The 25,810-nt window shown below is 60.4% G+C and carries 26 protein-coding genes; 13 read left to right on the plus strand and 13 right to left on the minus strand.

The window, feature by feature from the left end; genetic code table 11:
• Positions 1–159 precede the first annotated feature (159 nt).
• A complete protein-coding gene (gene metK, locus GVK95_RS01870; protein ID WP_159946164.1) occupies positions 160–1,425 on the plus strand; it encodes a methionine adenosyltransferase in 1,266 nt (421 codons plus the stop codon).
• Between the two features lie 4 nt (positions 1,426–1,429).
• Positions 1,430–2,131, plus strand: coding sequence for a tRNA (guanosine(46)-N7)-methyltransferase TrmB (gene trmB / locus GVK95_RS01875; RefSeq protein ID WP_159946165.1), 702 nt, complete (start codon positions 1,430–1,432; stop codon positions 2,129–2,131).
• Positions 2,132–2,202: 71 nt separating this feature from the next.
• Here the strand turns inward: trmB and GVK95_RS01880 are convergent, their stop codons facing one another.
• Positions 2,203–2,460, minus strand: a complete 258-nt coding sequence (locus GVK95_RS01880) for a DUF1150 family protein (RefSeq protein WP_007602520.1) — start codon at positions 2,458–2,460, stop codon at positions 2,203–2,205.
• A 48-nt stretch (positions 2,461–2,508) separates the two neighbouring features.
• On the minus strand, positions 2,509–2,931 hold the full coding sequence (locus GVK95_RS01885; RefSeq protein WP_159947434.1) for an Hsp20 family protein: 423 nt from the start codon (positions 2,929–2,931) through the stop codon (positions 2,509–2,511).
• 149 nt (positions 2,932–3,080) lie between these two features.
• Between GVK95_RS01885 and GVK95_RS01890 the strand changes: the two genes are divergently transcribed.
• Positions 3,081–4,025 (plus strand): nucleoside hydrolase, encoded by a 945-nt coding sequence (locus tag GVK95_RS01890; RefSeq protein WP_159946166.1) that lies wholly within the window; start codon positions 3,081–3,083, stop codon positions 4,023–4,025.
• Positions 4,026–4,103: 78 nt separating this feature from the next.
• On the opposite strand, the gene GVK95_RS01895 is transcribed toward GVK95_RS01890, so the two are convergent.
• The 3 genes from GVK95_RS01895 to GVK95_RS01905 form a co-directional block, all read right to left on the minus strand.
• A complete protein-coding gene (locus GVK95_RS01895; protein WP_159946167.1) occupies positions 4,104–6,449 on the minus strand; it encodes a methyl-accepting chemotaxis protein in 2,346 nt (781 codons plus the stop codon).
• A gap of 240 nt (positions 6,450–6,689) precedes the next feature.
• Entirely contained in the window at positions 6,690–7,589 is a 900-nt protein-coding gene (locus GVK95_RS01900) for a ribokinase (protein WP_159946168.1), read from the minus strand.
• Between the two features lie 42 nt (positions 7,590–7,631).
• Positions 7,632–8,867, minus strand: a complete 1,236-nt coding sequence (locus GVK95_RS01905) for a DNA recombination protein RmuC (RefSeq protein ID WP_159946169.1) — start codon at positions 8,865–8,867, stop codon at positions 7,632–7,634.
• Between the two features lie 286 nt (positions 8,868–9,153).
• On the opposite strand from GVK95_RS01905, the gene GVK95_RS01910 reads away from it, so the two are divergent.
• The 5 genes from GVK95_RS01910 to truA all read left to right on the plus strand — a co-directional run bounded on the left by GVK95_RS01910 (position 9,154) and on the right by truA (position 14,629).
• Complete coding sequence (locus GVK95_RS01910) at positions 9,154–10,671, plus strand: globin-coupled sensor protein (protein WP_159946170.1); 1,518 nt, start codon at positions 9,154–9,156, stop codon at positions 10,669–10,671.
• A 102-nt stretch (positions 10,672–10,773) separates the two neighbouring features.
• On the plus strand, positions 10,774–12,291 hold the full coding sequence (locus tag GVK95_RS01915; RefSeq protein ID WP_159946171.1) for a globin-coupled sensor protein: 1,518 nt from the start codon (positions 10,774–10,776) through the stop codon (positions 12,289–12,291).
• Between the two features lie 71 nt (positions 12,292–12,362).
• On the plus strand, positions 12,363–12,875 hold the full coding sequence (gene def, locus GVK95_RS01920; protein ID WP_159946172.1) for a peptide deformylase: 513 nt from the start codon (positions 12,363–12,365) through the stop codon (positions 12,873–12,875).
• 54 nt (positions 12,876–12,929) lie between these two features.
• Complete coding sequence (gene fmt / locus GVK95_RS01925; protein ID WP_159946173.1) at positions 12,930–13,874, plus strand: methionyl-tRNA formyltransferase; 945 nt, start codon at positions 12,930–12,932, stop codon at positions 13,872–13,874.
• Positions 13,874–14,629, plus strand: a complete 756-nt coding sequence (truA, locus tag GVK95_RS01930; RefSeq protein WP_159946174.1) for a tRNA pseudouridine(38-40) synthase TruA — start codon at positions 13,874–13,876, stop codon at positions 14,627–14,629. Before fmt ends, truA begins: the two co-directional genes overlap by 1 nt.
• 67 nt (positions 14,630–14,696) lie before the next feature.
• Here the strand turns inward: truA and GVK95_RS01935 are convergent, their stop codons facing one another.
• The 3 genes from GVK95_RS01935 to dapD form a co-directional block, all read right to left on the minus strand.
• Complete coding sequence (locus tag GVK95_RS01935; RefSeq protein ID WP_159946175.1) at positions 14,697–15,293, minus strand: hypothetical protein; 597 nt, start codon at positions 15,291–15,293, stop codon at positions 14,697–14,699.
• Positions 15,280–16,473 (minus strand): succinyl-diaminopimelate desuccinylase, encoded by a 1,194-nt coding sequence (gene dapE, locus GVK95_RS01940; RefSeq protein WP_159946176.1) that lies wholly within the window; start codon positions 16,471–16,473, stop codon positions 15,280–15,282. Before dapE ends, GVK95_RS01935 begins: the two co-directional genes overlap by 14 nt.
• Before the next feature lie 158 nt (positions 16,474–16,631).
• Positions 16,632–17,489 carry a 2,3,4,5-tetrahydropyridine-2,6-dicarboxylate N-succinyltransferase gene (gene dapD, locus GVK95_RS01945; protein WP_159946177.1) on the minus strand — a complete coding sequence of 286 codons (858 nt, stop codon included), beginning with the start codon at positions 17,487–17,489 and terminating at the stop codon, positions 16,632–16,634.
• A 142-nt stretch (positions 17,490–17,631) separates the two neighbouring features.
• Between dapD and GVK95_RS01950 the strand changes: the two genes are divergently transcribed.
• Positions 17,632–18,510, plus strand: coding sequence for an LOG family protein (locus tag GVK95_RS01950; protein WP_159946178.1), 879 nt, complete (start codon positions 17,632–17,634; stop codon positions 18,508–18,510).
• 31 nt (positions 18,511–18,541) lie between these two features.
• Here GVK95_RS01950 and GVK95_RS01955 read toward each other — a convergent pair whose 3' ends face one another.
• Together GVK95_RS01955 and GVK95_RS01960 are read right to left on the minus strand one after the other, a co-directional pair.
• The gene (locus GVK95_RS01955) at positions 18,542–19,204 is read right to left on the minus strand and encodes an EF-hand domain-containing protein (RefSeq protein WP_159946179.1); all 663 of its coding nucleotides are present in this window, start codon (positions 19,202–19,204) and stop codon (positions 18,542–18,544) included.
• 113 nt (positions 19,205–19,317) lie between these two features.
• On the minus strand, positions 19,318–20,037 hold the full coding sequence (locus GVK95_RS01960; protein WP_159946180.1) for a pyrimidine 5'-nucleotidase: 720 nt from the start codon (positions 20,035–20,037) through the stop codon (positions 19,318–19,320).
• A 99-nt stretch (positions 20,038–20,136) separates the two neighbouring features.
• On the opposite strand from GVK95_RS01960, the gene GVK95_RS01965 reads away from it, so the two are divergent.
• Positions 20,137–21,051 (plus strand): EamA family transporter, encoded by a 915-nt coding sequence (locus GVK95_RS01965; RefSeq protein ID WP_159946181.1) that lies wholly within the window; start codon positions 20,137–20,139, stop codon positions 21,049–21,051.
• Between the two features lie 3 nt (positions 21,052–21,054).
• Here GVK95_RS01965 and argB read toward each other — a convergent pair whose 3' ends face one another.
• Positions 21,055–21,942: an acetylglutamate kinase gene (gene argB / locus GVK95_RS01970; protein ID WP_159946182.1), complete on the minus strand. Its 888-nt coding sequence runs from the start codon at positions 21,940–21,942 to the stop codon at positions 21,055–21,057.
• Between the two features lie 162 nt (positions 21,943–22,104).
• Here argB and GVK95_RS01975 point away from each other — a divergent pair, with 162 nt between their 5' ends.
• From GVK95_RS01975 to GVK95_RS01985, 3 genes are all read left to right on the plus strand, one after another.
• The gene (locus GVK95_RS01975) at positions 22,105–22,665 is read left to right on the plus strand and encodes a sigma-70 family RNA polymerase sigma factor (RefSeq protein ID WP_159946183.1); all 561 of its coding nucleotides are present in this window, start codon (positions 22,105–22,107) and stop codon (positions 22,663–22,665) included.
• Positions 22,637–23,359 carry an anti-sigma factor gene (locus GVK95_RS01980; protein WP_159946184.1) on the plus strand — a complete coding sequence of 241 codons (723 nt, stop codon included), beginning with the start codon at positions 22,637–22,639 and terminating at the stop codon, positions 23,357–23,359. The genes GVK95_RS01975 and GVK95_RS01980 overlap by 29 nt, the downstream gene beginning before the upstream one ends.
• Positions 23,360–23,535: 176 nt before the next feature.
• Positions 23,536–24,093, plus strand: coding sequence for a fasciclin domain-containing protein (locus GVK95_RS01985; protein ID WP_159946185.1), 558 nt, complete (start codon positions 23,536–23,538; stop codon positions 24,091–24,093).
• A 54-nt stretch (positions 24,094–24,147) separates the two neighbouring features.
• On the opposite strand, the gene yihA is transcribed toward GVK95_RS01985, so the two are convergent.
• Positions 24,148–24,807 (minus strand): ribosome biogenesis GTP-binding protein YihA/YsxC, encoded by a 660-nt coding sequence (gene yihA / locus GVK95_RS01990; protein ID WP_159946186.1) that lies wholly within the window; start codon positions 24,805–24,807, stop codon positions 24,148–24,150.
• 49 nt (positions 24,808–24,856) lie between these two features.
• Positions 24,857–25,774: a DMT family transporter gene (locus tag GVK95_RS01995; RefSeq protein WP_159946187.1), complete on the minus strand. Its 918-nt coding sequence runs from the start codon at positions 25,772–25,774 to the stop codon at positions 24,857–24,859.
• Positions 25,775–25,810: the final 36 nt, after the last annotated feature.

Consider the following 25,810-nt stretch of genomic DNA (forward strand, 5'->3'; position numbering starts at 1 on the left):
AGGGTTTGATTGCAAAGAGAGCGGCCGACGGGCCGCTTTTTTTGTTCCGAATTAAAGAAAAATTTGCTCACATAAAGATATATTTATGTGGTTGTGTTCTTGTTTTTGGCGCTTGAACTGAGTAACGATGCCACCATTCATTCTTTGAGGGGAATCCCGATGCGCGCCAATTATTTATTTACCAGCGAATCCGTATCCGAAGGTCATCCGGACAAGGTTTGTGACCGTATCTCTGACGAAATCGTCGATCTCGTGTACCGGGAAGCGGCAAGGACGGGTGTCGATCCCTGGTCGGTGCGTATCGCCTGCGAAACCCTGGCAACCACCAATCGCGTTGTGATCGCGGGTGAAGTGCGGTTGCCAGCCAGCCTTTTGAAGAAGGACAAGGACGGCAACATCGCCAAGGATGCCTATGGTGATCCGGCGGTGAACCCGTCGAAGTTCAAGAGTGCCGCACGCAAGGCCATCAAGGATATCGGCTACGAGCAGGACCGTTTCCACTGGAAGAATGTCAAGATCGACGTGCTGTTGCATGCCCAGTCGGCCGATATTGCCCAAGGCGTTGACAAGGCCGCCGACCAGCAGGGCGCCGAAGGCGCTGGCGACCAGGGCATCATGTTCGGGTATGCCTGCAAGGAAACGCCGGATCTCATGCCGGCGCCGATCTATTATTCGCACAAGATCCTGCAGTTGCTCGCAACCGCCCGCAAGAAGGGCGAAGGCGACGCCGGCAAGCTCGGCCCCGATGCCAAGAGCCAGGTCACCGTTCGCTACGTCGATGGCAAGCCTTCGGAAGCGGTGTCGATCGTCCTGTCCACGCAGCATCTTGACGAGAGCTGGGATTCCAAGAAGGTTCGCCAGGTCGTTGAACCCTATATCCGCGAAGCACTCGGCGATCTGAAGATTGCTGACGATTGCAACTGGTACATCAACCCGACCGGCAAGTTCGTCATCGGTGGTCCGGATGGCGACGCTGGCTTGACCGGCCGCAAGATCATCGTTGATACCTACGGCGGTGCAGCGCCCCATGGCGGCGGCGCCTTCTCCGGCAAGGACACGACCAAGGTCGACCGTTCCGCGGCCTATGCGGCTCGCTATCTTGCCAAGAACGTCGTGGCTGCCGGCATGGCCGACAACTGCACGATCCAGATCTCCTACGCCATCGGCGTTGCCCAGCCGCTGTCGATCTATGTCGACCTGCATGGCACAGGCAACGGTGTGACCGAAGATCAGGTGGAAGCCGCCATCCGCAAGGTCATGGATCTTTCTCCGACCGGCATCCGCCGCCATCTTGACCTGAACAAGCCTGTTTATGCTAAGACGTCCGCTTATGGCCATTTCGGCCGCAAGGCTGGCCGTGACGGCTCCTTCTCTTGGGAGAAGCTCGATCTGGTCAAGCCGCTCAAGGATGCTCTTAAGGCTTGATTGAATGACGGATGCGGAACGCAGGACACGGTCGACCGAAGCTTTTTTCGGTCGACGCAAGGGCAAACCGTTGCGCGAGCAGCAGGTCGAGCGCATGGGGTCCCTCCTGCCGGAACTGAAGGTCGATCTCGCATCCGAGACACCAACCGACATCAGGACGCTGTTTCCGTTTGCGGTGGACAAGGTGCGGCTTGAAATCGGTTTTGGCGGCGGTGAACATCTCGTTCACCGCGCCCGCACAAATCCGGCGACCGGCTTCATCGGCGTCGAACCCTTCGTCAACTCGATGGCGAAGCTCCTGGCGGTTGTCGAAACGGAAGGCTTGCAGAATATCCGCGTTCATGATGATGACGCGACCCAGTTGCTCGACTGGATGCCAGCCGAATGCATCGACCAGATTGATCTGCTCTATCCCGACCCATGGCCGAAGAAGAAGCACTGGAAACGGCGCTTCGTCTCGGAGGTCAATCTGCAGCGCTTTCATAAAGTGCTGAAGCCCGGCGGAAAGTTCTGCTTTGCCTCTGACATCGACACCTATGTCAACTGGACGCTGCAGCATTGCAAGGCACATGGCGGCTTCGCATGGACCGCACGCAATGCCAGTGACTGGCTGACACCTTATGAAGGCTGGCCGGGCACGCGCTACGAGGCAAAGGCCCGCCGCGAGGGCCGATCGTCAGCCTATCTGACCTTCCTGAAGGTCTGATGCTCCCGCGCCGAACCGGCGCGGTCCGAAATCACTCGGCCGAATAGGCGATTGCACCGCTTGCACTGGCTTCAGTGCAGCGAAACCGTCTTCAGATCGTCTTCCGCAGCCTTGAAGAACGTGCTGGAGCGATTGTCGGTGAGCAGGATCGGGGTACCGTCGGCAGCAAAGAGGGCCCAGAGATCCAGGGTCGGATCGATATCGGGCGCTTCGGGAAAGCAGCGCGAAACCTCGTCGGATTTCATCTTTCGGATGTAGCCCACTTCGCCAGCACCCAGATGGGCGAATTCTGACCTGGTGATCCGGGCATTGGCTTCTTTCAGTAACATTCCGAGGCTCCACGAATGAGGGAGATGCGGCAAATCAGGCCGATAACCTCATAGTGATGCTGAAATGTTAATTTTTCTCACCACCTGCGCGGTCTCTGGCCGGATGAGGTCGATCGAAAGAAGTCCATTGCGTAGGCTCGCCCGGGTCACTTCCAGGCCGTCGTCCAGCGCGAAGATCCGCTGGAATTGTCGGGCGGCAATTCCCCGGAAAAGATAGGATGGCTCCTCCCGATCGATCTGCCGGCCGCGAACGATTAGCTGTCTCGCCTCTACGCTGACGTCGAGTTCCTCTTCGGAAAATCCGGCAACCGCCAACGTGATCCGCAAATGCTCAGTGCCGGATTCGGCCGGCAGTCGTTCGATGTCATAGGGGGGATAACTGTCGCCGCCGCGCGGACGCTGCACGAGCCCGGCGTCGCCGAGGTTGAAGCCGACGATGAAACCTTCACCTGGAAGCCTGCTTCTTGTCATTCTGTCCTCATTGCGCTTTTGACGAGCAGGACTCACCAAACATTGCAGTCATATGGGGGGTGCCGAGCGCCATCGCAAGACGCCGGTCGCTTGACAAACTGCAGAAGCGATTCCATCGCTCGGACACTCAACATCAGGATTGCCTCTATATGAAACAGCCTCGTAAGATCATCATCGACACCGACCCCGGTCAGGACGATGCCGCCGCCCTCATGCTCGCCTTTGCCAGCCCTGCCGAACTCGAAGTCATTGGCGTCACCACGGTCGCCGGAAACGTGCCATTGAACTGGACCAGCCGGAATGCGCGTATCGTCTGCGAGCTCTGTGGCCGCCCAGACATTTCCGTTTTTGCCGGCGCTGACCGGCCCATGCAGCGACAGCTGGTGACGGCCGAGCATGTGCACGGCAAGACGGGCCTTGATGGAGCGGATCTGCCGGAACCGACCATGCCGCTGCAGGAGCAGCACGCCGTCGACTTCATCATCGAGACCCTGCGCCGGGAAGAGCCGGGCACGGTGACACTGTGCACGCTCGGTGCGCTTACGAATGTCGGCCTGGCCCTGCAGAAGGCGCCGGATATCGCCCCGCGCATCCGCGAGCTCGTCATGATGGGTGGTGGCTTCTTCGAAGGCGGCAACATTACCCCGGCGGCCGAGTTCAACATCTATGTCGACCCGCATGCTGCCGCTGCGGTATTGGCCGCCGGCATCCCCGTGGTAATGATGCCGCTCGACGTCACGCACCAGCTGCTGACCAGGAAGACGCGCGTCGCCCGTATCGCGGACATTGGCACGCCTGTCGCCAAGGCCATGGTCGGCTGGCTGGAATTCTTCGAGCGCTTCGACGAGGAGAAATACGGGTCCGATGGCGGCCCGCTGCACGATCCAACGGTGATTGCTTACCTGCTCAAGCCGGAACTGTTCACCGGACGGCATTGCAATGTCGAGATCGAGGTCGAATCCGAACTGACCATGGGCATGACGGTGGTCGACTGGTGGCGAGTGTCTGGCCGCACGCCCAATGCCCAGGTCATGCGCAATGTCGACGCCGATGGCTTTTTCGATCTGCTCGTTGAACGTTTCGCCCGCCTCTAGGACGCTGGCGGTCCTGCCGATACACAAAGGCCGCCGGGTAACCGGCGGCCTTTGTCGTTTCTCACAGCCTGATCCAGATCAGAACTCTTCCCAGTCTTCACCGCCGCGTGAACCGCCACCGGCGGCGACCTTCTTGGGTGCCGGCTGGTAGCTGGGTGCCGGTGCCCGGGCGTGGGATGTATCCGGGCGGGCGGGCGCCCGCATCGTCTGGGCGGTGGCCTGGAGGGCGTGCACCGGGTTGCGCTGTCCGCCGACGGTAAACCTGGAAACCAGACCCTTGAGGTTTTCGGCCTCGCTACGCAGGGTCATGCTGGCGGCAGTCGTCTCTTCGACCATGGCTGCGTTCTGCTGGGTGACCTGGTCCATCTGGTTGACGGCCGAGTTGACTTCCTTCAGCCCCGATGCCTGCTCACTGGCGGACGCCGAGATCTGCAGGATCAATCCGTTGATCTGCATGACCTGATCGGAAATCTTCTGCAGTGTCTCGCCGGCCTGGCCGACCAGTTGCACACCGTCGCGAACCTGAGCGCCCGATGCATTGATCAGCGTCTTGATTTCCTTGGCTGCATTCGCCGAACGTTGGGCCAGTTCCCGCACTTCCTGCGCCACGACCGCAAAGCCCTTGCCGGCTTCGCCGGCACGCGCCGCCTCGACACCGGCATTGAGTGCCAGCAGGTTGGTCTGGAAGGCGATCTCGTCGATAACACCGATGATGCGTGAGATTTCCTGCGACGACTGCGCAATGCCCTGCATCGAGGTCACGGCCCGCTGGACCACTTCGCCCGACTTTTCCGCATCCTGCACGGCAACACTCACGGTGTTCGCAGCGATACCGGCATTGTCGGCGCTTGAATGAACCTGCTCGGTCAATTCGTTGAGCGCGGCAGCAGTTTCTTCAAGGCTGGCAGCCTGCTGCTCTGTCCGCTTGGAGAGGTCTGCGGCACTCTCCGAAATCTCGCTGCTGCCGGCGCCGATGTTGACGACACTGACATTGACCGAGGCAATAGCCTGCTCGAGGCTGGCGAGCGCATCGTTGAAGTCGCGCTTGAGCGCTTCGTAGTCGCCGGGGAAATCATCCCCGATGCGGTAGGTCAGGTTGCCCTGGGACAACTGCGCCAGACCGTTGCCGAGTGCAGAGACCACATGCTGCTGCACGGAGGCGGACTGGTTGCGTTCCTGCTCGGAGCGCCGACGTTCGCCTTCGGCGTCATTGCGTTGCGCTTCGGCTTGTGCCGCCAGCGTATGGCTCTCGGCGAGGCGATGGCGGAAGCCTTCAAGCGCCTGCGCCACGAGGCCGATTTCGTCCTTGCTGTCCTGCCCGGTGACCGGTTCGGAATACTGGCCGGCACTCAGCGTCTGAACGCTGGCAACGAGCCCGCCAAGCGGTGTCTGGACGAAGGATCGCACGGCGCAGTAAAGAGCAAACATCACAGCGCCGAGAACGATCAGTCCACCGATGACCATCATGTAGGTCTGGGCTTCGAGGGGCGCGTTGATCGCCGCATGCGGCACGTCGACGAGAACGACCCAGTTGGTGTTCACGTCCGGCAATGCGAAGGGATAGACGACGCGGTCGAAACTGCCGTTGCCTTCATCGAGACCCTTGATGACGCCACCGGTGAGCGACGTGATGGCGGATTTCACCATCTCGGTGCCGGTGCCGTCATAATCCTTCATCTGCAGATCCGGCGTCGGCGCGACAATCCACTTGCCGGTCTGCGAAAGCAGGGTGACGCGGCCCGATCCAAATGGTTGAAGCTTGTTCAGCTTGTCGGACATCGCCTTCAGCGAGATGTCGACGCCGCTGACCCCGATCAGCTTGCCATTGACCGCGACCGGATAGGCGATGGAGGTCATCGCCGTATTTTCGCCCGTGGTCGATTCGGCGTAGGGTGGCGAGATCGCGCCCTTCAGGCTCTTGGCCGCCAGCGAGTACCACGGTGCGACATAGTCGGAATCGAAGGTCGAGAACGTAAAGCCGCCGTCCTTGCTCTTCGTCCAGTACGGATTGAATGTTCCGTCCTTCGATGAGCCGAATTCAGGTTTGCCCGCCATGCTCGGTGACTGTCCGTCAAAGGCATTGGGTTCTTCGGCGAACCAGCTGCCGAAGGCAAAGGCATTCTGCTCGACATTGGCTTTCAGCATGTCGACCACAGCCTTGCGGTCGACATACTTGCCGTCCTGCCCGCGCCCGATGACGCCGGCCATCGAGCGGGCAGCGCCGGCGAGTTCGCCAACGGCGGCGCCGACGTCTGTCGCAATAGCTTTCGCTTCGGCATTCGCCTGATCCATCGTCAGTGTCTCGACCCGATTGCGGGTCTGCGAGATGAGAAACAGGTTGGAGACGAAGAGCACGACGGCAATGGCGACGCCGGTGACGAGAATGAGTTTGGCTGCCAGGGATTTCATTCTGAAAATGGACATTAGGTCCTCATGGTTACATGGAGGATTAATGCATCGGATGCGCATGATGCGCTCGCAAGGCAAGGATATGCTCCTTCATGGAGCAGCAGGGCGCAGTTTCCGTGCCGTATGGATTACGGCTCGACTTCGTCCTGGAAGATGAATCCCAATCTCTAAACTTTGCGTAAAAACATATCTAGAAACGCCCGGAAACAGGGAGGTTTCATGATATTTTCATCAAGGGTTTACGCCCAAGACATTTCATGTCCTGGCAGCGACATCCTCGGCCATGGGAATGGAGGGCTGAGCCCCGGGCTTCAGGCAGGCAAGCGAACCCGCGACGGCGGCGCGACGCAAGGCGTGTTCGAAATCCAGCCCCTGATCCAGGCTCGCGGCAAGATAGCCGCAGAACGTATCACCAGCACCGACGGTATCGATCGGCTCGATCTTCAATCCCTTCGCCCAGTGCAGCGCGCCTTCGTGCGCGGCCACCACGCCGTCGCCGCCGAGCGTGACGATCAGCGTCTGCTGTGTCTTGCCATGCATGTCGAGCATCAGCGCTTCGCGTGCATCGGATGTCAGTTCGGATGTGCCCGTCAGCAGCTCGAATTCCGTCTCGTTGGCAATGACGATGTCAGCCAGTGCCGCCAGTGCTGCCGCTTCAGGCGTCAACGGTGCGGTGTTCAGGACTGTGCGCACTCCAAGCGCCTTCGCGGCCTTCAGCGCCGCTTCGACAGCGTCAGCCGGAACCTCGAGTTGAAGCATCAAGAGGTCCGTGGATGAAAGTGCAGCAACGGCCGCTTCCGCCTGAGCAATATCAACAAGACCGTTCGCACCGGGAACGACGGCAATCATGTTTTCCCCGTCGCCGCCGACCAGGATCAGCGCAGTCCCGGTCGGGCCGGTTTCACGGCGCACGCCGGAAAGATCGGTTCCGGCTTTGTCGAGAAGATCCAGTGCCGGCTCGGCAAACTCGTCCTTACCGACCGCCCCGACCATGCGCACGGTTGCGCCGGCGCGCCGTGCGGCAAGCGCCTGATTGGCGCCCTTGCCGCCTGCGGCTGTCGCAAAGCCGGTACCGGTTACCGTTTCGCCGGGCTTCGGCAGCCGCGGCGTGTTGGCAACCAGATCCATGTTGATGGAGCCGAAAACGGTGATCATGCGCTGAGCCTCTCTTTTTCTGCGCTCTTGTGGACCAGGCGGTCAGTCCTCGTCAACAACCCTGAGCTTGAGCAGGCCGGTCCGGCTCTCGACCGCTTTGGCAGGCGTGTCCTCGCCCTCGATCCGCCCGTCTGGTATCCCACCGGGTACCTCGAATTCCATCGCCTCGATCTTCGCCCCGCGCCGCGCGAGCTTGTCCGAGGACGTCAGGATCTGATCGACGTCCTTCTGTGCCGCGAGGAAATGTCCCTGAAGCTTCCTCGTCCGGTCATCGAGCCGGTTCAGGTCTTCCATCAGCCGGATCACTTCGCCCTGGATCAGATGAGCCTGTTCGCGCATGCGCTGGTCCTTCAAGACGGCCTGGATCACCTGGATCGACAACATCAGCAGCGACGGCGAGACGATGACCACGCGCTGCTTGTGCGCCTTCTGCACGATGCTCTCGAAATTCTCGTGGATCTCGGCAAAGATCGATTCGGATGGCACGAACAGGAAGGCCATATCCTGGGTTTCACCGACGATCAGATATTTTTCTGAAATGTCGCGAATATGCACATCGAGATCGCGGCGGAACTGCTGGCTTGCAATCTTCCTGTGCTCCGCAGTCTCGCCATCGCGGATTGCATTCCAGGCTTCCAGCGGAAACTTGGCATCGATGACCAGCGGCGGTGAACCGTTCGGCATGCGGATCGTGCAGTCGGGCCGCGACCCGTTCGACAGGGTTGCCTGGAAGGTAAACGCCCCCATTGGCAGCCCGTCGGCAACGATGGTTTCCATGCGCGACTGGCCAAAGGCGCCGCGCGTCTGTTTGTTAGACAGGATGGCCTGCAGGCCGACCACATCCTTCGCTAGCGACTGGATATTGTTCTGCGCCGCATCGATCACCGCGAGCCGCTCTTGCAGGCTGCGTAGATTGTCATGGGTCGATTTCGTCTGTTCGGTAATCGTCGTACCCAGCCGATGGGTCATGCCATCGAGCCGTTGGCTGATCGATTGATTGAGTTCCGCCTGCCGGCTGCCGAACACGTCGGCCATGGTTGCCAGCCGTCCTTGCATCTCGGCCTGCGCCTTCAGCAGTTCGCCGAGCCGGGCTTCCGCCACTTGTTCCCGTCGCAGGGCTTCCGCCTGATGCCGCAGCCGTGCGCGCCCGGAGCGCCAGACGCCCCACCCCAGCAACACGAAAGGAATGCCAATCAGCGCCAGCGCGAAGCCAGCCAGGACCATGGGAGCAATAGTGACTGAGCCGATGGTCACCGCCGGAAACTGGAATGCGTTCATCAATCCAGTCTAGCAGATTCGCCATGTCGCAATAGATCAAAGAGTGAACATTTGCGAAAACCCTGCCGTCGAGACAGCCACGTCTAAAATAAACTTTGTAGCCAGATTTGATGAAGCGCAATTCGAGAAAAACAAAGTGGCTGTTTTCCGCTCATTTCGAGAGGGTGCAACTGAAGTGCACGAAAACTGCGTTTTTTCGGCAACCAAAACTTTACCATTTAAGCATCTCTTGAAGTACATACATCAGCACTCGCTGATGAAACTAAGACGAGAGCGTAGAAACATCATGACGTCGAACGAAGATAATGTGGTTCTGAAAGCAAGGCTGAAATTCCTCGGTCTGGACGACAAGGCACGCGATACATTGCGTCGCCTTGGGCCCGTGATCCGCAAGAATGTCGGCGCCGCCCTGGATGTGTTTTACGCTCAGGTTCGAAAGACGCCCGAGACCGCCGCCTTCTTCAAGGGCGAGGAGCACATTCGCAGTGCAAAGGGACGTCAGGAACAGCATTGGGGCATCGTTGCCAATGCCGACTACAACGATACCTATGTGCAGGGCGTCACCATGGTCGGCAAGGCCCATGCCCGTATCGGCCTGGAGCCGCGCTGGTATATTGGCGGCTATGCTTTGCTGCTTGAGCAGTTGGTGCATGCGGTGATGCGCGATCGTTGGCCAAGCCGCTTCGGCAGGCAGAATGCGCCGCAGATGGCCGACGAGATTTCCGTCATCGTCAAGGCAGCACTTCTCGACATGGACTATTCGATTTCGGTCTATCTCGATATTCTTGCAGCCGAGCGCAAGCAGGCCGAGGAAGCGAGGCTGAAGGCAGAGGCCGAGCAGGCTGTTGCTCTGGCGGCTCTCCGCAGCGTTTTGACCAAGCTCGCTTCGGGCGATCTGGCAGCCCGTCTGACCGATGAAATGCCGGCAAACTTTGTCGAGATGGCCAAGGACTACAACAGCTCGGTTGATTCGCTGCAGGCGACGATCAGCACGGTTCGAGGTGCTGCCGAAGAGATCTTCCGCTCGACCTCTGCCATTTCGTCGGCAACCAATGATCTGGCACAACGTACCGAACAACAGGCCGCCGGTCTGGAAGAGAGCACGGCAGCGCTTCACGATCTGACCCAGAACGTCACGTTGACAGCAGATGGCGCCCAGAAGGCTTCAATAGTCGTCGGTGTTGCGCTGACGGAAGCGCGCGTTTCCGAAGAAGTTGTTTCCCGTGCGGTCGAAGCCATGGGCGCGATCGAGAAGTCGTCCGATGGCATCTCCAAGATCATCGGCGTCATCGACGAGATTGCCTTCCAGACCAACCTGCTTGCCCTCAATGCCGGCGTTGAAGCAGCCCGCGCTGGCGAAGCCGGACGCGGCTTTGCAGTCGTTGCCCAGGAAGTGCGTGAGCTTGCCCAGCGTTGTGCCAGTGCCGCCCGGGAAATCAAGGGGCTGATCTCGCAGAGCTCCAGCCAGGTTCAGACCGGTGTCGGCCTGGTCAATAATGCCGGCGAGGCTTTGGAGAAGATCATCATCCGCATCGGCGAGATCAACGACATCGTTTCCAAGATCGCGTCTGCCGCAGCCGATCAATCCGGCGGGCTGCGCGAGGTCAACACGTCGATCAGCTCGATGGACCAGATCACCCAGCGCAACGCGGCTATGGTCGAGGAAACCTCGGCCCAGACCGTGACGTTGAGCGATGAGGCGCAAAGACTGGTTGCAGCACTTCAAGGCTTCAAGACGATCAGTGGCAATCACGCAGGCAATCGGGATCGCACGGCGCAGGTCACCTACCGACGCGCGGGTTAAGGTCAAGACTTTGCACGGTTGTTTAGTATCTGTTTAGGATAACCATGGCAGGTGTAACGACAACCGGTGACCTCCGGAATAGCCAATGCCTGTGATGGAACCATGACCCAGAACCCAAATACCGATCTGTCAGAACGCCTCGACTTCCTCGAAATCGATGACAAGACCCGGGCGACGCTCAAGGAGCTTCGCCCGACCATCAACGACACCATCGGCGATGCGCTGGACAAGCTATATGCGAAGATTGCACGCACCCCGAAGCTCGCAAGCTTTTTCCGCGACAAGGCGCACATCACAGGCGCGAAGAATGCGCAGATGGCGCATTGGGACAAGGCGGCCAAGGGCGGGTTCGATGCCGAGTATGTCAAAGGCGTGACCGCCGTCGGCAAGGCGCATGCCCGCATCGGCCTCGAACCGCGCTGGTATATCGGTGGTTATTCTATGCTGGTCGGCGAACTCGCCGCCGGCATCCTGGTCAAGCACTGGCCATTCCCCTTCGGCAAGCAGCATGCCCATGCCCTGGCCGACAAGCTCAAGGCTTTGGTCAAGGCCGCCATGCTGGACATGGACTATTCGATCTCAGTCTATCTGCAGGAACTGGATGCCCGGCGCGTGCAGCTCGAGGAGGAGCGGCAACGTTTCGAAGCGGACCAGGCCATCGCAATGGAACATTTGCGCAAGGGTCTGGAGGCTCTGGCACAGGGCGATTTCGAGGCCCGCATGACCAGCGACCTGCCGCAGAATTTCAAGGAAATGGCGGGCCACTACAACGACACGGTCGACCGGCTGAACACTTCGTTTGCCGCGATCCGCCGCGCATCGGACGAGATCCTCAACGGCACCGAGACCATTGCCCGCGCGTCTGGCGAATTGGCCAACCGCACAGCCAGACAGGCGACCGGGGTTCAAGAAAGCTCGACGGCTCTGCAGCAGCTCTCCGTCAGCGTCAGCCAGACGGCGGCCAATGCCGAGCGGGCCTCGATGACCGTTCGCGAAACCCAGCAGCAGGCCCAGTCCTCCGGTGCTGTCGTCTCGCGTGCCGTATCCGCCATGGGCGCGATCGAAAAGTCCTCGACCGAGATCTCCAAGATCATCGGCGTGATCGACGAAATTGCCTTCCAGACCAACCTTCTGGCGCTCAATGCCGGCGTAGAGGCTGCTAGAGCCGGTGAAGCCGGCAAGGGTTTTGCGGTCGTGGCACAGGAAGTCCGCCAGCTTGCACAGCGCAGCGCCGATGCCGCCAAGGCCATCAAGCAGTTGATCTCGCAGAGCTCCGATCAGGTCAAGGAGGGGGTCGGCCTCGTCTCCGGCACCGGTGACGCACTGACCGACATCATCGCCCGTATCGATGCGATCAACGCCTTCGTCTCGGACATTGCGACCGCCGCCAAGGATCAGGCCATGGGGCTGAACGAAGTCAACCAGGCGACACGCAACATGGATCACCTGACCCATGAAAACAGCGATATGGTCGAGCAGACATCGGAAGAGACACGTCGTCTTCGCGCCGAAGTGGCCGGTCTGGTCGAGTTGCTGAGCCATATCCGCACCCGTTCGACGGAGTATTCTGCGGCAAAGCCAGGTGCGTCTTCTACGCATTCAGGCCGCCGAGCCGCTTGAGACACTGTAAACGGAGCGAAATCGTGCGTTTTTCGATTTCCTCCGTTTCCATCTTGCGCTAAGGGAGGCCCATGACGATAAAGCCCCTCATCATCCTCCCCGATCCCCTGCTGCGTCAGGTCTCCCAGCCCGTTGAGCGGGTAGACGCCGATATCCGCACGCTTGCCGAAGACATGCTTGAAACCATGTACGAGGCGCCAGGCATCGGCCTTGCTGCCATCCAGGTTGGCGTCGCCCGCCGCATGCTGGTCATCGATATCTCCAAGGAAGGCGACGAGCGCGAGCCGTTGGTTTTCATCAATCCGGAGATTATCCGTTCCTCCGACGAGCGTTCGGTCTATGAGGAGGGGTGCCTGTCGATTCCCGACTATTACGCCGAAGTCGAGCGACCCGCATCGATCACGGTAAAGTCTCTCGATCGGGATGGACGGGAACACCTCACGGAGGCCGACGGTCTCCTGGCAACCTGCCTGCAGCATGAAATCGACCACCTCAATGGTGTGCTGTTCATCGACCATATCTCCCGCCTGAAGCGCGAGATGGTGATCAAGAAATTCACCAAGGCTTCCAAGTCCAAGCTTTGATCCCCGCTGCGCCCTATGGGCGCGCGCCTCTTCCGGTTCCGAAGGCGAGACGCCATGTCACTTCGCATCATCTTCATGGGAACGCCGGATTTTTCCGTTGCGACCCTCAGGGCGCTGGCTGAGGCCGGCCACGAGATCGCTGCCGTCTACACCCAGCCGCCGCGTCCCGGTGGCCGCCGTGGTCTCGATCTGCAGAAATCTCCGGTGCACCAGGCCGCTGAACAGCTTGGCCTGCCGGTCTTCCATCCAGTCAATTTCCGCGACCCTGCCGACCGCGATCACTTCGTCGCCCTGAAGGCCGATGTCGCGGTGGTGGTTGCCTATGGCCTGCTGCTGCCGGAAGCAATTCTGAACGGCACGCGGCTCGGCGCCTATAATGGCCATGCGTCGCTTTTGCCACGCTGGCGAGGAGCTGCTCCCATCCAGCGGGCAATCATGGCCGGCGATCGGCAGACCGGCATGATGGTGATGAAGATGGACAAGGGGCTCGACACCGGCCCCGTCGCACGCACGGCAATGGTCGACATCGGGCCGAACATGACTGCCGGTGAATTGCACGACCGCCTGAGTGCGGTCGGTGCCGCCACCATGGTCGATGCCATGGCGGCACTCGAAGCCGGCACGTTGACGACAGTCGCGCAGCCGGAAGAGGGCGTGCTTTATGCGGCGAAGATCGACAAGGGCGAAACCCGCGTCGACTTTTCAAGACCGGCGGCTGATGTTCACAATCATATCCGCGGGCTCGCGCCGTTCCCCGGCGCCTGGACCGAGCTTGCCATCAACGGCAAACCGGAGCGCGTCAAGCTGCTTGCATCCGAACTGGCCCCGCCAGACAGCGTCAACGCACTGCCAGGCACAGTCCTTAACGAACATCTGGAGATTGCCTGTGGTTCGGGCGCGGTTCGGCTGGTCCGCCTGCAGAAGGCTGGCGGCAAACCGTTGTCTGCCGAGGATTTCCTCCGCGGAACACCATTGCCGTCGGGTACGGTGATCGCCTGATGCCGCGCTTTCGCTTGTGTGTCGAATACGACGGCACCCCCTATGTCGGCTGGCAGCGCCAGGACAACGGGGCGTCGGTCCAGAGCGCCCTGGAAAAGGCCATCCTCGCCCTCAGCGGCGAGACGGTGGTGATCCGCGGCGCCGGCCGCACCGATTCCGGCGTTCATGCCTTGGGTCAGGTGGTTCATGCCGATCTGTCGCGCGATTGGGTCCCGGACAAGCTGCGCAACGCGTTAAACGCCCATTTGGGACTGGCGGGCGAGCGCGTCGCTGTCATTGAAGTCAGGGCTGTTCCGGATGACTTCGATGCCCGCTTCTCGGCTCTACGCCGTCATTATCTCTACCGCATCATTTCGCGGCCCGCACGATTGGCGCTGGAAGCGCAGCGCGCCTGGTGGGTGCCCAAGCCGCTCGACCATCTTGCCATGCATGAGGCAGCGCAGCAGTTGGTCGGCCATCACGACTTCACCACGTTCCGCTCGGTGCATTGTCAGGCCAGGAGCCCGATGCGCACGCTGGATCGTCTTGATGTCAGCCGGACGGGCGATCTGATCGAGATCCGGGCAACAGCCCAGAGTTTCCTGCACAATCAGATCCGCTCCTTTGCCGGCACGCTGAAGCTGGCAGGCGAAGGCAAGATGACGCCGGCGGATGTGCGCACTGCTCTTGAGGCGCGTAGTCGTGCCGCATGCGGCCCCGTCGCCCCGCCCGAGGGTCTGTTTTTCATGAAGGTTGATTATCCAGGCGACGAGTGATCGGGCCCTTTGGGCATTATACCTCGCACCCGCCGCCCGACGCGTCACGCGGATGGGCAGTTGTCCATCAGCCGGGATAGACCCCGAGATAACGCTCCAGCATCTCGGCAATCAGCATGGATGGAACCAGCAACACCATCGTGACCGTGGCCACGGTCAGGATGTGATCGCCGATGATCATCCACAGGATGCGGAAAAGCACGACGATCAGCATCAGCATCAGCACGAACCAGAGCAGGGCGATCAGCCCGCTGAGCGGCGGGACCAGCATCATCACCAGCACGAGCACGGCATAGGAATAGGATATCGGCAGGGATAGCCAATTGGCGGCCACCACGATCGATGCGAATTTCTCCCCGATCCCGATCATCCAGCAGAGAACGCCGACCAGGATGACGGGCAAAATCCAGTTCATTGCCTCGACCATCACCAGCCGGAAATAGAAGAGGCCTCCAACACCGACGCCCTCCGGGAGGGTGCCGACAAACAGCATCTGCCACCAGATGAACGAGACCAGGATGGCAGGGAGTGCCCAGCCAATCGCCCAGAACGAGCGCAGGGCGCCGCGATCCGAGAGGTCGAGATAGGTGAAGCCGGCCGCGTCCTTCTTGAACAGCAACCAGAGCCCCATCAGATAGAACTCGACCTCTTTAAGCGTCGGCATGAGCGAACCATTGTTCGATGAAGGTCTTGTAGATTGTCGTCAGCGTCTCGAGATCGCTGACCGCGACGCGCTCGTCGACCATATGCATTGTCTGGCCGACCAGCCCGAATTCCACCACCGGGCAGTAATCCTTGATGAAGCGGGCGTCCGAGGTGCCACCGGTTGTCGACAGCGAAGGCGAGCGACCGGTGACGGTTTCGATTGCGCCGGACAGCGATGCGATCAGGCTGTTGCTGCGCGTCAGGAAGACATGGCTCGGTCGCTCCGACCATGCCATTTCATAGGCCATCGGGCTACGGCCTGGCCGCAGCCTCTCATCGGTTGCCGCCGCATCGAGCCGGCGCAGGATTTCAGCCTGGACCGTTTCGGCCGTCCAGTGGTCGTTGAAGCGGATGTTGAACTTGAAGCTCGCCGAAGCCGGAATGACATTGGTTGCCGGATTGCCGACATCGATGGTTGTCACTTCTAGATTGGACGGCTGGAAATTGTCCGAGCCATCGTCGAAGGCTGGCGTCATCAGGCTCTCGGCAAAGCGCAGCGCGCCGCGCACCGGATTGTCGGCGAGATGCGGATAGGCCGCATGCCCCTGCACGCCGCGCACGGTGACTGTGCCGGATACAGATCCGCGCCGGCCGATCTTGATCATGTCGCCGAGCTGGTCCGGATTGGTCGGCTCGCCGACCAGGCAGGCATCCCAGCGCTCGCCGCGTTCAGCCGCCCATTGCAGCAGTTTGGTCGTCCCATTCACCGCCGGACCTTCCTCGTCACCGGTGATCAGCAGTGAGATGGAACCCTGTGGTGCGCCTTTTTCTTCGAGCAGGCGGGCATAGGCCGCGATGAAGCAGGCAATGCCGCCCTTCATGTCGACCGCACCGCGGCCATAGAGCATGCCATTGGCAACATCGCCAGCGAAGGGGCCATGCGTCCAGTCGGCGGTCTGGCCGACCGGCACGACGTCGCTATGGCCGGCAAACATCAGATGCGGTCCGCTTGCACCGGTCCGGGCATAGAGGTTTTCGATATCGGGCGTGCCGGTATCCGAATGCACCATGCGATCCACATGAAAACCGAGCGGCTTCAGCAGTGTTTCGATAACGCCGAGCGCGCCACCCTCTTCAGGCGTGACAGACGGGCAGCGGATCAGGGCCTGCAGGACATCGACGGGATTTGTAGCGATCATGATGACCAATGAGTGATGGTGGCGCATCGGCGCGGGAAGAGCATGGCCTAGACTTAGCCCATGCATGAAACGCTGTCATCCGCCGCAGCGACGCGCAAATGTCGCGGGCCGCTGGAGCGAAGACGCCGGGGACTTGTCTTCCCGGCGGGTTATGGCGCTCAGTCGCGCAGCAGTTCGTTGATGCCTGTCTTGGAGCGTGTCTTGGCATCGACGCGCTTGACGATCACGGCACAGTAGAGGTTCGGTGCTACGACCCCATTGGGCATGACATTGCCGCTGCCCATCGAACCTGCGACCACGACCGAATAGGGTGGTACTTCGCCATAGGTCACTTCGCCGGTGGCGCGGTCGACGATCTTGGTCGACTTGCCGATGAACACGCCCATCCCGAGCACAGAGCCTTCGCGCACGATGCAGCCTTCAACCACTTCCGAACGGGCGCCGATGAAGCAATTGTCCTCGATGATCGTCGGCCCCGCCTGCATAGGCTCCAGCACGCCGCCGATGCCGACGCCACCCGAGAGATGCACATGGCTGCCGATCTGCGCGCAGGAGCCGACGGTGGCCCAGGTGTCGACCATCGTGCCTTCGCCGACATAGGCGCCGAGATTGACGAAGGACGGCATCAGGATGGCGTTCGGCGCTATATAGGCCGAACGGCGCACGACCGCATTCGGCACGGCGCGGAAGCCGGCAGCGCGGAATTCGCTTTCACCCCAGCCTTCGAACTTCGACGGCACCTTGTCCCACCAGGTCGAGGTGCCGGGACCGCCCTTGACCACGTCCATGTCGTTGAGACGAAAGGACAGGAGAACGGCCTTCTTCAGCCACTGGTGAACCGTCCAGTTGCCGTCCTCGCTACGGGTGGCAACACGCGCCTTGCCGCTGTCGAGCAGGTTCAGCGCCTCGTCCACGGCGTCACGGATCTCGCCTTTGGTAGCGGTCGATACTGTGTCGCGGTTGTCGAAAGCCGCGTCAATGACGTGTTCGAGGCTGGTGAGATCGAGTGCGCTCATCTGAATTCCTTAAACTTCCTTGGCTAATCTTGACGATGGAAACGATCGGGATCGATCGGAAACTGGCGAATTGCTCTACCGCATTCAACGGCGGTTGGAAACAGCCGGGGACGCCCTACGTTTCTGCATGGAAGGATATGGAATGGCAAAGCTAAAGAATGGCCGGCATCGGCGCAATGACGGGGTCTGGGACCCCCTCAAGGACAGTTCGACCGATCGCCACAGCGCAGAAGTCGTGCCCCGCACCCCGCAATCGGAATCCCCGTCTTATCGGCTTGCCTATGCCGACAATGATTTCCTCTGCCGCGAGGAGCTTCGGCCGATCCGCCTGCAGCTGGAATTGCTGAAGACCGAGATGATCCTCACCGAGCGCAACATAAAGTCGACGGTCGTCATGTTCGGCGGCGCCCGGATACCGGCGCCCGGACAAAGTGCCTGGGCTGCGCGCAACGAACTGCAGAAGCAGAACCTCGAAGCGGCCTCTGTCTACTATGATGAAGCGCGCAAATTCGCCCGTCTTTGCTCGGAGCATTCGGCGCATAGCGCCTATCAGGAATATGTGGTGGTGACCGGTGGCGGTCCGGGCGTCATGGAAGCCGGCAATCGCGGCGCATCCGAAGTGGGTGCGCCTTCTGTCGGCCTCAACATCGTGCTTCCGCACGAGCAGGCGCCGAACCCGTATGTTACGCCGGAATTGAGCTTCAACTTTCACTATTTCGCCATCCGCAAGATGCACTTCCTCATGCGGGCCAAGGCGATCGCGATCTTCCCTGGCGGCTTCGGCACGCTGGATGAATTCTTCGAAGCCGTAACATTGATCCAGACCAAGCGCATGGCGCCGATCCCGCTGATCCTGTTTTCCAGGAAGTTCTGGCATGGCATGATCAATTTCGACGGGCTGGCGGAATTCGGCACCATTGCCCCGGAGGATCTCAACCTCCTGCAATTCGCCGAGACGGCGGAAGACGCCTGGAAGATCGTCGCTGATTTCTATGACCTGAACGAAGAAGCGGCCCCGTGAGGGGCCGCCGGCATTTCGCTGTCTGTGTGGTTTAGCGCATCATCCACATTGGGCGCTTCGGCATGTCATCGACTGAAATGACGCCATCCTTGTTGCGGTCCGCCCGCTCGAACATCTTGTCGATCATCGTCATGGCCTCGGCCTGGTTGATCTGGCCGTTCTCATCCGCATCGGCAACACGGATCAGCCTGCCCGATCCGCGATCACCATGTCCGCGGGGACCATCACGGTCCGCCATGTCGCGACCGCCATGGCGCTTGCCTTCATGGTGTTTGCCGTGATGCGGCTTGCCGTCTGGCCCGCGGCTGTTGTCCTGGGCCTGATCGTCGCCGGGCGCGGGCGGCGCGGCCTCATCGGCATCGTTTTCATCCGCCTCGGTGGTTTCCTTTATTTCGGCCTTGAGTTGTTCGCGCATCGCTTCGCGATGCTTGCGGAATTCACCCGGCGTGATCGAGCCGTCCTTGTCGGCATCGATCGACACAAACAGGGTTTCGCCTGAGGCTTTTGCCTCATCCTTGGTAATCTTGCCGTCCTTGTCGGTGTCGAACTGCTGCAACATCCGGACGAACATCACTTCGCGGCCGCCCGGAGGTCCGCGATGACCATCGCGATCCTGTGCAAGTACGGCGCTGGCCGAGGTTCCGATCAACAATGAGCCTGCAACCGCTGCCAAAGTGAAGAACTTACTTGTCATCTTATGGTCCTTTCGGGGTCCTGTTTCAGTCAGGAAACCCTACCGGTGCCATGTTGCCCATCCTACTTAAACATCGGTAAGCTGGATGAAACTTTGGTAAGCTTTGACTTTCCTCAACCCGCAATCGGCAAAAGCCGCTCCAGGAAACCGGCCAGATCGTCGGTGATGTAGTCGACGCTGTCGGGATCGATATGGTCGACCCGTTCCCAGGTCTCCAGGATGGCCGTGCCGAGATTGCGTGGCACCAGAAGCACCGTCTTCATTCCCAGTGCCTTCGGGACCAGAAGATTGCGCGGCAGATCCTCGAACATCGCTGCCTTTTCCGTATCTATGCGATTGAGGCTGGCAAACTTGTCATAGGTCGCACCCGCCGGCTTCGGCTGGTAGTCGGCCGCGACGATGTCGAATATGTCGTCGAAATGGTCGAGAATGCCAAGCGCCCGCGCCGCGGCCTGCGCATGTGCCACCGTGCCATTGGTGAAGATGAACTTGCGACCCGGCAACCGCTTGATCGCCTCGCCGAGCGCAACATCCGGCAACAGCGCCGAATAGTCGATTGCATGCGCCCGCTCCAGAAATGCGTTTGGATCCACATTGTGATGCAGCATCAGGCCGGCCAGCGTCGTACCATGCTCATGATAGTATCGCTTCTGCAGCAGCTTGGCCTCGGCTGGCTCCAGTTGCAGGAGTTCGGCAACAAAGGCTGCCATGTTCCTGTCGATCTGGGCGAAGAGATCCACATGATGCGGATAGAGCGTGTTGTCGAGGTCGAAGACCCAGTCGCGGACATGGGCGAAATCAGCGGGCGAGGGGAGCTTTGCAGGTGTGTTCATGCCCTATCTCTGCCACGCAGCAACACGAAAGGAAACAGCCCTTGTGTGATAGCGCGCCGACCGGTGGCGTACCGCACGGGACTGTGCTAACGCCGCTTGATGGAATTCTGGGCTATCATCACCTTCGGCAGCGCCTTTCTGCAGAATATGCGTTCGGCACTTCAGAAACATCTCAAGGGCAAGATGGGCACGACGGGCGCAACCTTCGTGCGCTTCGGTTTCGGCCTGCCATTTGCGTTTGTCTATCTCGGGTTGCTGCATTTTGCCTTCGGCCGTCCACTACCGGTGCCGGATGGCCATTTCGCCGTCTGGGCAATGCTCGGAGCCTTGGCCCAGATCGCCGCGACCTTCCTGCTTGTTCATCTGTTTTCATTCCGCAACTTCGCGGTCGGCACTGCCTACTCGCGCACGGAGCCGGCCCAGGCCGCATTGATCGCGCTTGTCCTGTTCGGCGAAACGGTCAGGTTGTCTGTGGTCGGCGCGATTGGCGTGTCGATCCTCGGCGTGATGTTGATCTCCGTCGCTCGCACCGAATTCACCCTGAAATCGCTCGTCACCTCGGTCGGCAGTCGAACCGCGATCATCGGACTGACCTCCGGCTTCTTTTTCGGCATGTCCGGCATTTCCTACCGCGCCGCGTCGCTTTCGCTGGAACCAAGCCTGCCGGCACCCGATTCGATCATGCAGGCAAGCTTCACGCTCGCGGTCGTCATTGTCATCCAGACATTGGCCATGCTGGCCTGGATGCTCTGGCGCGAGCCGCAGGAATTGTCGCGCATCCGCGCTGCCTGGAAAACCAGTGTTCTGGTCGGATTTGTCGGTGCAACCGCATCGTTCGGCTGGTTCATCGCCATGACCCTGCAACAGGTCGCTGTCGTCAAGGCGGTCGCGCAGGTGGAAATGCTCTTCACCTTCGCGTCGTCGGTTCTGGTCTTCAAGGAGAAGATCAACCGTCTGGAGATCGCCGGCTGCGTCCTGATTGTTGCCGGCGTTCTCCTGCTTCTGATTGCCTGAGCCTTACGGGACGAGCAGCGTGCCGGCACCGGCTTCGGTGAACAGCTCGAGCAGCACGGAATGGGCCGTCTTGCCGTTCAGGATGACCACGCCCTGCACACCGGCCTTGATAGCCTCGATGCACGTCTCGACCTTGGGGATCATGCCGCCGGAAATGGTGCCGTCCTTGATTAGCTCGTGTGCCTGGGCGACCGAGAGTTCCTTGATCAGGGTGCCGCTCTTGTCGAGCACGCCCGGAACATCGGTGAGGAACAGCAGGCGCGAAGCATTCAGCGCGCCGGCAATCGCACCGGCAAAGGTGTCCGCATTGATATTATAGGTCGCTCCGTCACGACCTGGTGCCACCGGCGCAATGACCGGGATCATTTCCGAACGGGCCAGCAGGTCGAGAAGCGTGCGGTCGACTTCGACCACCTCGCCGACAAAGCCGAGATCAAGGACCCGCTCGATGTTGCTGTCGGGATCGCGAACCTTCTTCTGCGCCTTTTCGGCAAACACCATGTTGCCGTCCTTGCCGCACAGCCCGATCGCCCATTCGCCGGTCTGGTTGATCAACGCGACGATTTCCTTGTTGATCGAGCCGGCCAGAACCATTTCGACGATCTCGACGGTTTTCTGGTCGGTGACGCGAAGGCCGTTCTCGAAGCGTGATTCGATGCCCATCTTGGCAAGCATCGCGCCGATCTGCGGCCCACCGCCATGCACGACGATCGGGTTGACGCCCGACTGCTTCAAAAGCGCGATATCGGCTGCAAACGCTTTGCCCAGTTCCGGATTGCCCATGGCATGGCCGCCGTATTTCACGACGATCGTCTTGTTTTCATAACGCTGCATGAAGGGAAGGGCCTGCACCAGCAGTCTTGCCTGGATTTCGCTTTCGGAAGCCGTCATCGGGAAAACCTCTTTTGGGATCGCGGCCTTTTAGCGCAAGTCCGGCCGCGATGGAATGATTGCCCTGCAATATAAGAGAGTGATGACACGCTTCTTTTTCCCGATGCATTGCCGAGGCCGGCCATCACCCTATATGGCGCTCCGGCATTGAATGGGGAATTCATGGAAAGCGACGATATCGCCGAATTGCTGGGCCGTGTAGCGCTCCGCGACCGGGCTGCATTTTCCCTGATCTATCAACGCTGCTCGGCGAAACTTTTTGCGATCTGCATCCGTATCCTGAAAGACAGGAACGATGCAGAAGAGGCATTGCAGGACATCTTCGTGAAGATCTGGCAGAAGGCCGGAAGTTATGCCGGCGACGGCGGCAACGCATTCGCCTGGATCGCGGCGATTGCCAGGTATCATTGCATCGACCGGCTGCGCCAGCGAAAGCCGTCGACCGAGGAACTGGATGTCGCTGCCGAATTGCCGGATCTCGGGCCAGATCCTGAACGCCGCGCAATCTTGCGTTCGGAAGGCGCGCGCATTGACAGCTGTCTGGAAGCATTGGATCCTGACCGCGCGCAAGCGGTTCGCCAGGCCTATGTCGAGGGAATGACCTATCAGGAGCTTGCCGAGCGCTTTGCAGTTCCGTTGAATACGATGCGCACGTGGCTGCGACGCAGTCTTTTGAAACTGAGAGAGTGCATGGATGGCAACGCCCGACCAGAGCAAGGGTGACAGATCACGCGACGAAGTGCTCGCGGGGGAATATGTCCTTGGCGTCCTGAACCTGTCAGAGCGCCAGCAGGTCGAAGCGCGCCTGCGTCATGATTGGCAATTTGCCGCCATCGTCCGCCGGTGGGAAGCCAACCTTGCGCATTTCAACGATGACTACGATGAAGAAGCACCCTCGGCCGTGACATTTGCGGAGATCGAACGGCGTATCTTCGGACCGGGTCCGGCGCACACGCCGACCGGACCGTTGGGCGCTATCTGGAATTCCTTGCCTCTCTGGCGTGGTGTGAGTGTTGCGGCAATCGGCACCCTCGCCCTTCTCCTCGGACTGGAATGGGCAAACGAGTTGCGTCCGAAGCCGGGACAGCAATGGATGGCCGAGCTTGCTGGAAGGGACAACGCCATCAGCCTTGTCGCCCAGTATGACGGGGCATCGGGGCGTCTGGCTATTACGCCGGTCGCCAATGGCGGTGCCGAGGAAAAGTCTCTTGAACTCTGGCTGGTGGAAGGCGAGCAACCGCCGACATCGCTCGGTGTTCTGCCGCAGACCGGCCAGGGCGAGATCCTGATCCCGGACGAGATGCGCGCCCGGCTTAAGGGCGGCGTAGTGCTCGCTGTCAGCGTCGAACCCTTCGGCGGTTCGCCGACCGGCAAGGCAACCGGCCCGATCGTGGCTGCCGGCGAGATTCTCCGCTGAGATAAAAATGCGCGCCTATTGAATGGCTTGACGTCAGCAACAAGATTTTTTTCAAATTCGTTGAAACTCAGACCAGCCCCCCTCCGTCCCTTGTTGTGTTCCCCAAGAGGGAAGAACAACGCCATCCGGCGGCAATAGCCGCCCGGATCGAGAACACCAGGATAGAGGAAACCGAAATGTTCAAGACCACGCTTCGCTCGATCGCCATCACCGCCGTCCTGCTGACCGGCGCAACTGCCGCCTATGCAGCCAACCCGATGGTTGGCGGTGCTGCCATGTTTGAAGACAAGAACATCGTCGAGAATGCCGTCAATTCCAAGGATCACACCACGCTCGTCGCTGCCGTCAAGGCGGCAGGCCTTGTCGAGACACTGTCGGGCGCCGGTCCGTTCACCGTTTTTGCACCGACCAACGAAGCCTTCGCAAAGCTGCCGGCCGGCACGGTCGACACACTTCTGAAGCCGGAGAACAAGGCGCAGCTCACCAAGGTTCTGACCTGCCATGTCGTGGCAGCCACTGCCATGTCGGACGCCATCGGCAAGATGATTGCCGATGATGGCGGCACACATGACGTCAAGACGGTTGGTGGCTGCGTGCTGAAGGCCAAGGCGGCTGACGGCAAGATCACGCTCACCGATGAAAACGGCGGCGTGGCGACCGTGACCATTGCCGACGTCAAGCAGTCGAATGGTGTCATCCACGTCGTTGACGCGGTCATCCTGCCGAAGATGTAAACAGGAAAGGGGCCATCGCTGGCCCCTTGAAAAAGTTCTGTCGGGATCCTCGCGTCAGGATTTCCGGCCGACGGTCTCGGCGATTGCCGCGCGCAATATGTCGAGACCGTTGCCTTTTTCCGACGAAGTCGACAGCACTTCGGGAAATGCAGCCGGATGTTTCTTGATCTTCTCGAGCGTCTCGGCAATCAGGCGCGGAACACCGACTTCCTTGATCTTGTCCGTCTTGGTCAGAACGATCTGATAGGATATCGCCGCCTTGTCGAGCAGCGACAGCACCTCGTCGTCGTTCTTCTTGATGCCATGCCGTGAATCGATCAGCACATAGACGCGCTTCAGCGTCGCGCGGCCGCGAAGATAGTCGAAGACCAGCTTGGTCCAGGCATCCACCTGTTCCTTCGGCGCCTGTGCATAGCCATAGCCCGGCATGTCGACCAAGGCCATCGGCGGCATGTCGTCTGCAGCGCCTGAATAACCGTCCGGCACGAAATAGTTCAGTTCCTGGGTGCGGCCGGGGGTGTTGGACGTGCGTGCCAGTGCCTTCTGTCCCACCAGCGCGTTGATCAGCGATGACTTGCCGACATTCGAGCGGCCGGCAAACGCCACTTCCAGCGGGCCTTCCGGCGGGAGGAACTTCATTGCCGGAACGCCACGGATGAAGATCCACGGGCGGCCGAACAGAGGCTGATCGGCCTTTTGATTGTTGTTTGTCATGGGATCGCCTTTCGTATGCCCTGTGAAATCCGGGTTTTGACCGGCAAAGTCAAGACGCCGTGGGCACGCGCGGCCCCGGTTCGCGGCGCATATGGCCGATTAGATAGGTGAAAAGGGCCGCAAGCACGATGCTTCCGCCGATCATCGTCCGCGCAGACGGCACTTCATTGTGCAGCAGAACCATCCACACCGGAGCGAGGATCATCTCCGCCGTGCCGAGAAGAGCCGCCAGTGCGGACGGGATCATCCGGGCGCCGGTCACATACATCGCCATGCCCAGGCCGAGGTTGAGAGCACCGAAGGCAAACAGCAGCGCCAGATCCGTCACACTCACGGCAAAGCCACCGACCTGCGGCGCGGCAATGACCGAGGCGACGAAACAGCCCAGACAAGCAGCTGGCGTCATGCGAATTCCCGGATGACGCCGCGTCAGCACCGTCATACAGGCGAAAATCACCGGGATGGATGCCGCAAGGCCAAGACCGAGCAGGGAGCCACCTTCGCCGATCGATGCCGATACCATGATCGCCACGCCGACAATCACGGCGCCGATCGCACCCCAGGTGATCGTGGTGATGGGTTCGCCGAGCAGCACCCGCGCGAGCAGGGCTGCAAACAGCGGAATGGCCGCCATGAACAGCACGACATTGGCAACCGGCGTCATGCTGACGGCCAGCACGAAGCAGGTCGACACGGCCGCAAAGCCGGTGGCGATCATCAGTCCCGGCCATCCCATCGCCTGGAAGAGCTTTACCGTTCCCGCAACCTTGTCGCGGATCAGCATGAAGCTCAGCAGGAACAGGCCACCGAACAGGCAGCGCCAGAAAACGATTGCCCAACTGTCGGTCATGCCGATTAAGCGCTGGATCGCACCGCCATAGCTCCATGCGGTGGCAGAGCCCAGCACCAGGGCAATGCCGAGCCAAGGGCGAGCGGCGGAAAGCGGCGAAGAGCTTGAGGTCGTCATCGGGGGCTCACAGGGTGACGGTCACAAAAGAAAGCC

It is taken from the genome of Rhizobium sp. 18065 (assembly GCF_902706095.1).
Lineage (GTDB): Bacteria > Pseudomonadota > Alphaproteobacteria > Rhizobiales > Rhizobiaceae > Allorhizobium.

What these genes read in the sequence shown, in the direction of transcription:
- GVK95_RS01965 (WP_159946181.1), top strand. Translation starts at nt 20,137, where the DNA reads ATGGAATTCTGGGCTATCATCACCTTCGGCAGCGCCTTTCTGCAGAAT.
- GVK95_RS01895 (WP_159946167.1), bottom strand. Translation starts at nt 6,449, where the DNA reads ATGTCCATTTTCAGAATGAAATCCCTGGCAGCCAAACTCATTCTCGTC.
- fmt (WP_159946173.1), top strand. Translation starts at nt 12,930, where the DNA reads ATGTCACTTCGCATCATCTTCATGGGAACGCCGGATTTTTCCGTTGCG.
- dapE (WP_159946176.1), bottom strand. Translation starts at nt 16,473, where the DNA reads ATGATCGCTACAAATCCCGTCGATGTCCTGCAGGCCCTGATCCGCTGC.
- argB (WP_159946182.1), bottom strand. Translation starts at nt 21,942, where the DNA reads ATGACGGCTTCCGAAAGCGAAATCCAGGCAAGACTGCTGGTGCAGGCC.
- GVK95_RS01980 (WP_159946184.1), top strand. Translation starts at nt 22,637, where the DNA reads ATGGCAACGCCCGACCAGAGCAAGGGTGACAGATCACGCGACGAAGTG.
- GVK95_RS01880 (WP_007602520.1), bottom strand. Translation starts at nt 2,460, where the DNA reads ATGTTACTGAAAGAAGCCAATGCCCGGATCACCAGGTCAGAATTCGCC.
- GVK95_RS01910 (WP_159946170.1), top strand. Translation starts at nt 9,154, where the DNA reads ATGACGTCGAACGAAGATAATGTGGTTCTGAAAGCAAGGCTGAAATTC.
- yihA (WP_159946186.1), bottom strand. Translation starts at nt 24,807, where the DNA reads ATGACAAACAACAATCAAAAGGCCGATCAGCCTCTGTTCGGCCGCCCG.
- GVK95_RS01890 (WP_159946166.1), top strand. Translation starts at nt 3,081, where the DNA reads ATGAAACAGCCTCGTAAGATCATCATCGACACCGACCCCGGTCAGGAC.
- GVK95_RS01885 (WP_159947434.1), bottom strand. Translation starts at nt 2,931, where the DNA reads ATGACAAGAAGCAGGCTTCCAGGTGAAGGTTTCATCGTCGGCTTCAAC.
- GVK95_RS01900 (WP_159946168.1), bottom strand. Translation starts at nt 7,589, where the DNA reads ATGATCACCGTTTTCGGCTCCATCAACATGGATCTGGTTGCCAACACG.
- metK (WP_159946164.1), top strand. Translation starts at nt 160, where the DNA reads ATGCGCGCCAATTATTTATTTACCAGCGAATCCGTATCCGAAGGTCAT.
- GVK95_RS01935 (WP_159946175.1), bottom strand. Translation starts at nt 15,293, where the DNA reads ATGCCGACGCTTAAAGAGGTCGAGTTCTATCTGATGGGGCTCTGGTTG.
- GVK95_RS01955 (WP_159946179.1), bottom strand. Translation starts at nt 19,204, where the DNA reads ATGACAAGTAAGTTCTTCACTTTGGCAGCGGTTGCAGGCTCATTGTTG.
- GVK95_RS01915 (WP_159946171.1), top strand. Translation starts at nt 10,774, where the DNA reads ATGACCCAGAACCCAAATACCGATCTGTCAGAACGCCTCGACTTCCTC.
- GVK95_RS01975 (WP_159946183.1), top strand. Translation starts at nt 22,105, where the DNA reads ATGGAAAGCGACGATATCGCCGAATTGCTGGGCCGTGTAGCGCTCCGC.
- GVK95_RS01995 (WP_159946187.1), bottom strand. Translation starts at nt 25,774, where the DNA reads ATGACGACCTCAAGCTCTTCGCCGCTTTCCGCCGCTCGCCCTTGGCTC.
- dapD (WP_159946177.1), bottom strand. Translation starts at nt 17,489, where the DNA reads ATGAGCGCACTCGATCTCACCAGCCTCGAACACGTCATTGACGCGGCT.
- GVK95_RS01960 (WP_159946180.1), bottom strand. Translation starts at nt 20,037, where the DNA reads ATGAACACACCTGCAAAGCTCCCCTCGCCCGCTGATTTCGCCCATGTC.
- GVK95_RS01905 (WP_159946169.1), bottom strand. Translation starts at nt 8,867, where the DNA reads ATGAACGCATTCCAGTTTCCGGCGGTGACCATCGGCTCAGTCACTATT.
- GVK95_RS01985 (WP_159946185.1), top strand. Translation starts at nt 23,536, where the DNA reads ATGTTCAAGACCACGCTTCGCTCGATCGCCATCACCGCCGTCCTGCTG.
- truA (WP_159946174.1), top strand. Translation starts at nt 13,874, where the DNA reads ATGCCGCGCTTTCGCTTGTGTGTCGAATACGACGGCACCCCCTATGTC.
- GVK95_RS01950 (WP_159946178.1), top strand. Translation starts at nt 17,632, where the DNA reads ATGGCAAAGCTAAAGAATGGCCGGCATCGGCGCAATGACGGGGTCTGG.
- def (WP_159946172.1), top strand. Translation starts at nt 12,363, where the DNA reads ATGACGATAAAGCCCCTCATCATCCTCCCCGATCCCCTGCTGCGTCAG.
- trmB (WP_159946165.1), top strand. Translation starts at nt 1,430, where the DNA reads ATGACGGATGCGGAACGCAGGACACGGTCGACCGAAGCTTTTTTCGGT.